Raw genomic sequence first — 9,690 nt, 5'->3', positions numbered from 1 at the left:
GACGTCCGCGGGCACCGGGGCGGCCGGGTGGTCCTGCGGGTTCCGCGGCTCGAGACAGCGGGCCGCCCAGGCGGCTCGTTCGGCGGGCAGCTGGCGGACCGCGTCGTCCCAGGCGGCCGCCTCGGCCACCGGATCACGCCCGGCCCGCCAGTGCGCCTCCCAGTACCGGCGGCCGGCCGACCGCTCGGCGGCGGTCAGCTCCGGCTCGTGCGTGTCCACGTGAATCTGGTCGGGATAGACGCGGACCAGCAGATCGGTGCCGCGGAAGCGGGTCTCCAGCCGGACCGGGAGCAGGACGAAGGGGTACCCGGCGTCGTGCGTCAGGGGATCAGGCATGTGCGTCCGCCGGGGGCTCGGGCAGCGAGAGCAGGTTGTCGGCGGTGCCGCCGCCCGGCATCGTGCGCAGGTACTCCTGGCCGCGGCGGCTGCGCACGACGACGATGTCCTCGCGCCTGCCACCCGGTAGCTGGACGTACAGGCGCTCGTGCAGGCGGATGGCGGCGATCGCCTCGGCCAGCTCGAGGCGCCACCAGCGGCCGTCGGGGTGCCGGCCGAGTACGGCGCCGACCTCGCGGTTCACCCGGGTCACGTGGGTCACCTGCCAGTCGCCGGAGGTGTGCGGCATCAGGTCGGAGGCGTGCACGGCCAGCAGCACCGGCCGCTGCAGCGTGATGTGCGCGGTGTGCGCGGCGTTCTCCGCCCACCGGAACGCCTCCGCGCCGGGCACGTCGTCGCGGACCGGCAGCGTGGTCGTGCGCGGGAAGGGCGGATTCGCCGGCGCGTGGGTCAGCGCCGCCAGCGCGGCCCCGTCCGGCACGACGGCCGCCCAGTCGAGGTGGTTCCACGCCGCCGGTGCCGTCCCGTACGCGGGCTGCGGGCCCGGCTCGTCGAGGCCGAACCGCGGCTCGCTCGGATGCTCGGCGAAGGCGACGAACCAGCCCGGGTCGGTCGCCGAACCGCGCATCCTGGAGACGGTCAGCGGGAAGCCGAAGAAGCTGATGTCCGGCTCGATCGTGCCGCCGAAGTCCGGCTGCATGGTGGCCGCGGTCAGCTCCCGGCGGCCGTCCGGCCGGTACCTGGCCTGGATCGCGTACACCGAGGTGTTGGGGTGCCGGCGCAGCAGCTCGCCGCGGACGACCAGGATCGCCATGTCCGGGCCGCCGACGCCGCCCGCGTTGTCGCCCAGCGCGGCGTCCGCGCGCCACTCGTCGATCGGGGGGATGTCGTCGGTGCCGTCCGTGCGGTTCCAGAACCTCCGGAAGAACGTGTGCGTCCGGTCGGCCGGCAGCCCCCGCCACAGCATCTCCCGGGCCAGCTCGTGGTTGAGCCCGACCAGGAAGGACTCGATGAACGCCGGGGTGGCCCGCAGCAGCGAAACGGTGTCCGGCGGCACCTGGTCGGCGCCGGGCAGCAGGTGGTCGCGGGCGATGTCGCGCACCAGTTCGTACGCGGGCACGTCGAAGCTGGGCGCGGCCAGCACCTGGCCGAGCGGGTCGTGCGCCGCGACCCGGGTGGGGTCGTAGCCCCGCAGCCGGGCGGCGACCCGGCGCTCCACCCGGTCCGCGGGATGCAGCGCGGCCCGGGCCGACGTGGCGACCACGCCCAGCGGCACCACCGCGTCGTCGGCGTCGGCGAGGCGTTGCGCCACGGCGAGCATGTCCTGGTGCGTCCTCGCGGCGTCGGTGAAGGACTGCGCGAACGCCTTCTTGCGGGCCAGCAACGCCGGATCGAGGTCGCCGACCGCGACACCGGCACCGCGGTCCTCGGCGCCGAACCAGCCCGGCACGACCTGGTCCGCCGACCAGGTCGCCGCGACGCCGGTCGTCGCGCGCACGTCGCGGCCGATCCGGTACCGGGCGGTGTTCTCGCCCGCCGCGTTGTCCAGCATCAGGACCATGAGCTCCGGGCGTTCGCTGCCGCTGAAGTCGGCCACGCTCAGCGAGACGCCCTGTATCGCCGCGGGGAGCGGGCCGCCGCCGACCGCGATCGGTGCGGTCCACTGGCCGGTGACGCGGCCGCGGGCGTTCAGACCGGGCCCGATCCGGTAGCTGGCCTGCAAACTCGAGCCGACCCGCAGCACGTACAGCACGACCAGGTCGGGCCGCAGGTCTCCGGTCAGGTCGGCGACGGCGACGGCGATGCCCACGAGGGTGCCGCCGGGGCTCGGCAGCGGCTGCGACTCGCCCCAGCCCCGCGTCACGTCACCGGCGGTGTCGAGGCTCCAGCCGACCCGGTAGTACGCGCGTGAGTTCGCCTCCGCGGTCGCGTAGGCCATGACCAGCTCCGGGCGCCCGTCGCCGTCCAGGTCCGCCACGTCCACGTCGGAGTCCTGGATGAGGGTGAGCAGGGAGATCGCGCCGCCGGAGGTGATCGTGGTGGAGACCGGGGTGGGGCAGCGTTTCGCCGCCGACCACGATCCCGCGGTGCCGCCCGGGCCGAGGTCGAAGCCGATCCGGTAGGTGGGGTACTGGCCGTTGCCGGCCCGCTCCACCCACAGCGCGACGAGGTCGCGGCGGGGCGCGTCGCCGCCGCGGCCGAGGACGTCGGCCAGCGCGACGCCGAGGCCCTCGGTGAGGCCGCCGGCGGTGCCCGGTGCCGCGACCGGTGCGGTCCACCCGGCCCGCGCCTCCGCGTCGAAACCGGCGTCCGAGCCGACCCGGGCGTACAGCCGGTCCCCGCCGGCGCCGGCATCCAGGTGGGACACCACGATGTTGCTCATCAGGCCGATCGCCGGGCGCCAGCGGCGGTGCTGCGGCGGCCCGGCGTACGGCGAACCGACGCCGGGCAGCACCGCCGGCCCGTAGTCGGTCCACTGGCCGGCGGAACCCTCCAGGTACCGTCCGGCGATCACGGTCACCACCACGCCGTCGGCGCGCACCCAGCCGGTCACGGTCGCCCCGGAGAACCCCGGCGGTGGCGGCAGGAAGGTCTGCCAGAACATGCCGTTCAAGAGGCTGCTGCCCGACATGATCGCGCCGGTCGCGAGGCTGATCAGCGGGCTCCCGCCGGGCAGCACGCCGATGATCGCGCCCAGGTCGGTGCGGGCGAGCGTCCACTGGTAGGGAAAGATCGGCACCGGCTGCTGATTGATCCACAGCTCGTTCGCGTTGCTGCCGACCGCGAGCCGGCGATCCGCGAACGCCCACGGGCGGCCCGGCCCGAGCGCGGCGGCCGCCGGGCTACCGAGGATCTCGCTCCACTGCCAGGCGCCGGTCTCCTCGTTGATCGCCCGCTGGAACAGCCGCCCGCTTCCGGGCACCAGGATGGTGAACGGGCCCGCGTTGCCGGCGTGGCCGTTCAGCGGCACGCCCGGGTTGCCGTGGGGGATCCAGCGGTCGCCGGTGTCGAGCTGATACAGCGAGCCGGTGGCCGAGACCACCCAGACCATGTCGTACGTGCCGGTCTGCGCCAGGCCGCCGCCGCTGGGCCTGGCGTCCGCCCAGGTGGTCGTCGGCGCGGAGGACGTGCCGACCGTCTCGGTGCCGGGCAGCGGCAGCCGGGCCCAGCCCCAGGCGTCACCGTCCCACCGCAGGCGCCAGATGTGCCGGTCCCCGCCGGTCACGTACACCCGCAGGTCGCGGATCGCCGCCGGTGCCGACGCCACCGCCGCCCCGGGCGGTGCGCCGTGGTCGATCCAGCCGGCGTTCGCGCCCTGCGCGACCCGGGACAGCAGCCGGCCGTCGGTGGTGGTCGTGAACACCCGGCCGGGCATGGTCGCCCCGGCGCGGCTGATCACCGGGTCCAGCGGCACGGGCTGCTCGACCGGCCCCTGCGGCGGGCCGATCCAGCTGGGCACCCGCACCCGGGAGCTGGTCAGGGCGGGCATCGACTCGCCGGCCGACAGGAGCTCCACCGACGCCATGCCGGGCGGCACCGGCAGCGGCGGGTTGACGGTGAGCGTACGGGCGGCCAGCTCCGGCATCGGCCGGGCGATCACGTCCCCGCCGAAGCGGGCGAGCGAGCGCCCGGGCCGGGTCGCCTTGCGGAACGCCGGGGTGGTGGTGGCCCGCACCGCCCGGGCGGACCGCAGCGCCTCGGTGGTGCCCAGGAGCTCCCGGACCGGGAACGCGACCTGCAGCAGCCGGTCGTCCGGCAGCGGCGCGCCGGGGCGGGCCAGGTCCACCCGGCGGTCGTAGATCGCCTGGTCGACGGTGCGGGCCAGCTGGCCCTGCCGCAGCGCCTGGTTCAGCTCGCGCAACGCGGCCACCTGCTCCCAGGCCGCCGCGATCAGATCCTCCTGGTTGTCCTGCACGGCCCGGGTGCCGAGCGCGGCGATCGCTCGGTACCGCGGGTCCAGGTTGAGCTGCCGCAGCCAGGTGACCTGGTCGCCGTCGCCGGTGAAGCCGTGCCGTCCGGCGTGCGCCAGGCCGTACACGGGCGGGGTGACGTCGTCGCCGGTGCCGGCCGGCTCGATCCGGGGCCGCAGCGCCGCCTCGAACGCGGCGCGGGCGTCCGGGTCCCACGGCGCGGCGAACGTGGCGAGCGAGCGCAGCGCACCCTCCAGCTCGACGCTGCCGCCCGGCCCGCCGTCCGGGACCTCCGGCATCCCACCGCCGGGGCGGGAGACGTCGAAGTCGCGCACGCCGACACTGCGCGGCAACGGGCGGCCGGTCAGCCGGTCCACCAGGGCCTCGAAGCTGCCCGCGTCGCCGGTCGCGAAGCTCCAGTGGTGATAGACCGGCAACAGGGGCGCGTCGCCGGTGCCGGCGGTCCAGGCGGGCTGCAGCGAGGTCCGGTCGGCGGCGGTCAGGTCCAGCGCGAGCCCGGTCCTGCGGCCCGGCTCGAACGCCGGCACCACGCACGCCAGGTACGCCCGCCGCGGTTGCAGCCGGCGCGGGCAGATCAGCCGGGACAGCGTACGGTCCGGGGCCCGGTCCAGCAGCCGGTCCAGCCGCGCGTCGTCCAGCGGGCCGTCCAGCGCCACCTGCGCGTGCGCCCACAGGTGCGACTCGGCCAGGTCGGGCAGCTGCTCCAGCCGGGTCTTCAGGGCGGGCAGCGCCCCACCCGGGAGGAGCTGCGCCTGGTCCTGTTCCACCACGACCAGGACCAGCCAGGGCCGGACCCGGTCCCGGTCGGCGGGGCCGGCGGGGGTGAGCAGCCACGGCAGCTCCGGCCGGTCGAACTCGACGAGCGGGAACAGGCTCGGCGGGAACGTGTCGTCCTCCGGCCGCGGGTCGGTGCGGATGATCTGCCGGGCGTCGATCGCGGTCACGTCGCCGGGGCCGTACAGCCGGGCGCGCAGGTTCTGCGCCCCGCGGGTGTTCACCCGGTAGGCCACGTCGAGCGGCGTACCGGCGGGCAGCGGCCCGGACAGCGGGTCGGGGCCGGCGGCGCCGGCCGAGAGCCCGGCCCGCGCCCAGGACAGGAACGCCAGCAGCCCGTCGCTCATGTGGACACTCCCAAACCGAGTCCGGGGCCGCGGAACCGGCCGCGGCCGGCGAGCCGGGCCGGCGACGCCGCCGACGGGGAACCGGGCACCTGCCGGGCGAGGACGGCCGGGTCCAGGCGCCGGATCGCCGGGGCCGGGCGCCGCAGGGCCGGCCGCTCGTCCGGCTCGTCGATCAGTTTGACCTCGTAGTCCAGCGGCGCCGCCCGGACCTGCCAGTGGTCGCGGCCGGCCGCGGCCGCGGCGAGCCGCTGGCCGGCGGGCATCGGCGTGAACGACGGCTGGGTCAGCCGCTGGTCGTCGGAGAGCGGGTGGTACTGGCCCGGCGCGAACTGCTCGGTGAGCGTCGCCTGCACGGTGGCGGCCCGCCCGCCGACCGTGACGGTGACGTCGAACCGGGTGTCGTCGCTGGGCCGGGCGGTGCCGAAGCGCTCGATGTCGGTGGCCAGCGGGGTCACCCGCTGGGTGAAGGCCATCGTGCCCAGCGGGTGCGCGAGGAACTCGCCGGCGGCGGGCGCGATGTCGCGCAGCGAGAACAGGGTGTCCGCCGGGCCGGGCAGCTGCGCGCTCCACGTGCGCACGTCGGACAGGGCCTTCTCCAGCAGGTCGGCCACGTCGACGGGCCCGGGCAGCGCGGGCGGGTCGGCGCGCCCGAACTCGACGTCGAATCCGACCGAGACCTCGAACCCCAGCACGGTGAACGCGGCCGAGCCGCGCGCCCGCCACGGCCGCGGTCCGGACAGGTGCAGCTCGACGCGCACCGCGAACAGCACCGCCGAGCCCTGCTTGAGCTGCACCCCGCCGGTGATGTCGACCTCGAAGCCGAACGGCTCGAACTGCAGCAGCGCGTCGAAGACCAGCCAGCCCTCGACGCTGAAGCCGGCCGCCTCGGCGTACAGCTCCAGGCGGGCGCCGAACTGGGCGGTGTTGGCGGTCAGCGCGAGGTAGGACTCCAGCCGGATCCGCGGGTCGTCGCCGGTGGCCAGGCTGATCGCGAGCCGGCGCAGGGCCGGGAACCCGGGCGGGGCGGTGAACCGCGGATGGAACCCGCCGGCGGACAGCGCGAACATCGGGTTGTTGCCCCACGACGCGCGCAGCGCCATGTCCCCGGTGATGTCGAAGGCGGCGACCCGGGAGTCGAACAGGGTCGCGTCGAAGGACAGCTCGCCACGGTCGAAGTCGATGACCCCGAGCACGTCCAGGTTGAGCGCGACCACCGGGTCCTCGTCGGACGGCAGCACCATCCGCACCCGGCCCAGGATGATCAGCCGGACCGGGGCGGGCAGGTCCAGGATCACGCCGAGGGTGACCGTGATGATCGGCGGCGTACCCCAGCCGAGCTTGCCCATCGGCCCGATCAGGAAACGCCCCGGCGCCTGTGGGAACACCCGGTCGACGTCGCTGATGATCTTCGGGGCGTTGGCCACCAGGTCGGTGGGGAACAGGATCGAGCCGAGCGTGCCCTCGCGTACGCCCGCGCGCAGCACCGGCAGGTCGGTGGTGCGGTTGAGGCCGAGCAGGCCGCCGACCCCGATCAGGGTGAACCCGAAGCCGAGCTGGATCGGGGTGAACTCGGCCGAGATGATGACCAGCAGCGAGAAGCCGGGGGAGCCGTCCGGCGCCCGGGTGGTGATGATGCCGAGCGCCTTCAGCGAGATCGCCGAGAACTGCAGCTGCACCGCGCCCGCGTACTGGTATCTGGTCTCGTCGTGCGCCAGGTAACCGCCGCCGGTGACCACGCCGGTGTCCAGCGACAGGCCCGCGCCGTCCGGCGCCCGGAAGGCCACGCCCGCGCCGCCGCGGCCGTACCGGGCCTCGATGCCGACCCGCTTGACCACCAGGTGCAGCGGGCCGAGGTCGGCCCGGCCGCTGACGGCCACCGCGACCGCGGTGCTGTCGCCGTCGGTGCGCAGCCGCATCCACAGCTCGGTGAGGCGCAGGATCGCCGCGTGCACGTCCAGCGGAACGGTCAGCTCCAGGCCGCCGGCGGCGGCCGCCCGGTAGAGCCGCAGGCCCTCGCCGTCGCGCCAGGAGACCGCGACGTCGAGGTCGGCCTGCACGTCGGACGGCAGGATCTGCGCGACGAACGAGTCGGCGTCGTCCGCGGACAGCACCAGGCGGGCCTCGTCGAGCTGGGCGCCGGCGCCCAGCCCGGCGACGGTGACGGCCGGATCACCGTGCTCGTCGGTGAACCGTACGGTCGCGAACGCGAACACCCCGGCCGAGACGATTCGCAGGCTGCCGTCGAGCAGCGGTGCGTCCCGGCCGGACAGCACGACGCCCAGGCCGGTGACCTCCAGGGCGGGGCGCAGCAGCGGCAGCAGCCCCGTCGGCGGATCCTGCAGCAGCCACACCGTCACGCCCGCGTCCGGGTCGGTGAGCCAGTCGGTCTCGCCGAAACGCAGGCTCACCACCAGGTCGCCGGCGTCGATCGGCTGGTTTCCGGTCAGCCGCACGCCGTACCGGCCGTCCTCGGTCACCAGCGCGATGTGCAGGTCGCCGAGCGGTGCGGACAGCCCGTCGGCGAGCGCGGCCAGCCCCCGCAGCGCCATCTGCGGCGCGGGCGGCGGGTCCGCGGCCACCTCCGCGGGCGTGACGCCCGGCCTGATCAGGCCGGCCCTGGACAGCACCGAGTACGCCGACGGTCCCCGGTCCCAGAACGCCGTCTCCAGGTCGTCCCCGAACGCCGCGATCGCGACCGTGGCGATCAGCGGCACTCCCCACTGCTGCAGCAGGGCCAGCGCGCCCGTCTCGGTCATCACGAACGCCGGCACGGGTGCCAGCGTCACCGCCGCGTCGTGCTTCACCGCGAGGCCGAACGGCAGGATCTGTACGGAGAATCGCGGCGACCCGGCGCCGAGGTCGACACCGACGGCGAGCGACGGGCGCAGGAACGGCACCGGGGCCGGCGGCCGCAAACCGAGGCGCAGGCCGGCGTGCAGCTCGCCGTCGTACCCGAAGGCGGCGTCCTCGATCTCGACCGGTCCCAGCGTGACGCCGCCCAGCTCGATCAGGACGAGCGGCACCCCGGCCGGTGCCCAGCCGGCCGTGACGGCGAGGCTGCCCCCGGCCAGGCCGACGGTGGCGCGGATGGCCGGACCGAGGTTCTCGAGCCGGTCGAACGGCAGCCCGATGACGTCCAGCAGGTCGGCGAGCAGGCCGATGACCGCGGTCGCCGAGCCGAGTTTGGACTCGAGCCAGCCGGGCCGGGTCATCGCGACCAGCTCCGCCGAGCGTTCCGGTTTGAGGAAGCCCTCCGCGTCGGCGCCGTAGACGCCCAGCGCGGCGGCCACCCGCAGGACGGCGTCCAGGACCGGGCCGGGCGGGCCGTCCTCGAGCACGCCGCCCACCAGGGCCTGCAGGACCTGCGGCAGCAGCCGGGTGGCGGCTCCGGCGAGCGCGCCGACGCCGTCGACCTGCGGCAGCAGCGTGATCGGGGACTGACCCTCGGGCTCCACGGTCAGCGTCACGCCGTGCGGGCCGATCCCGGCCGCGACCGTCACCGCGGGCCAGGTGCCGTCCAGGACGGTGCGCAGCGACAGCGTCCCGGACGGCAGCCCCGCGTCGGCACCCGCCAGGATCGCCCCCGCGCCCAGGCCCAGCCGCTGGCCGCCGCCCAGGTCGATCGTGCCGCTCAGCAGCAGCCGTACCGGATCGGCGAAAGCCCGCACCGTCAACCCGCCGGGCAGCGCCAGCCCCGGCCCGGCGCCGAGGCCGAGCAGCGCGCTCGCCGCGCCGAGCAGCTCGTTGATCCGGCCGGCGTCCACCTTCCCGCCCGGGCCGGCCAGCATCCCGCCGCCGGTCAGGGTCGCGACCGGCGCGGCCAGCAGCCGACCGAGCGGTGCCACCGACTGCCCCTCGGGCAGCAGCGCGTCACCGATCATCGAGGCGACCGCGCTCACCGCGAGGTAGGCGATCGCGGCCGGCGTGCCCGGCGGGACGACCGGCTGCGCGGGCGGCGGCAGCAGCACGATCGGCTCGATCCAGCCCGGCACGGCGGCGGTCAGCCGGCCGTCGCGGTCGGACCAGGACGCCTCCAGCGCGCCGGCGCGGGCGGCCACTGTCACCTCGGTCGCCGCCGACGGCATCGACAGGGTGCCGGTGAGCGTCACCGGGGACGCGGGGTCCGGGCCGGAGCCGGAGTGCACCACGGCGGTCCACGGCTGCCGGGAGACGGTCAGCTCCACCCCGAACGGCGCCAGGGCGGCCCGCCAGCCGGCGGCCGCCGAGCCCGGCATGCCGAGGGCGGGCAGCAGGATCGCGGCGATGGCCTCGGCCGGGCCGGCGAGACGTCCGGCCGGGGT

General features: G+C 75.9%; 3 protein-coding genes. All 3 read right to left on the bottom strand.

The window, feature by feature from the left end; genetic code table 11:
- On the bottom strand, positions 1 to 336 hold a 336-nt coding region (locus AB0F10_RS41410; protein WP_360638813.1), incomplete at its 3' end, for a hypothetical protein.
- Positions 329 to 5,389: a DUF3892 domain-containing protein gene (locus AB0F10_RS41405; protein ID WP_360638810.1), complete on the bottom strand. Its 5,061-nt coding sequence runs from the start codon at positions 5,387 to 5,389 to the stop codon at positions 329 to 331. The genes AB0F10_RS41410 and AB0F10_RS41405, both read right to left, overlap by 8 nt.
- Positions 5,386 to 9,690: DUF6603 domain-containing protein (locus tag AB0F10_RS41400; protein WP_360638807.1), on the bottom strand; the 4,305-nt coding region annotated here is incomplete at its 5' end. The genes AB0F10_RS41400 and AB0F10_RS41405, both read right to left, overlap by 4 nt.

It is taken from the genome of Actinoplanes sp. NPDC026623 (genome assembly GCF_040638275.1).
GTDB lineage: Bacteria > Actinomycetota > Actinomycetes > Mycobacteriales > Micromonosporaceae > Actinoplanes.
This window is presented reverse-complemented; position numbering and strand designations above follow the sequence as displayed.

What these genes read in the sequence shown, in the direction of transcription:
- AB0F10_RS41405 (WP_360638810.1), bottom strand. Translation starts at nt 5,389, where the DNA reads ATGAGCGACGGGCTGCTGGCGTTCCTGTCCTGGGCGCGGGCCGGGCTC.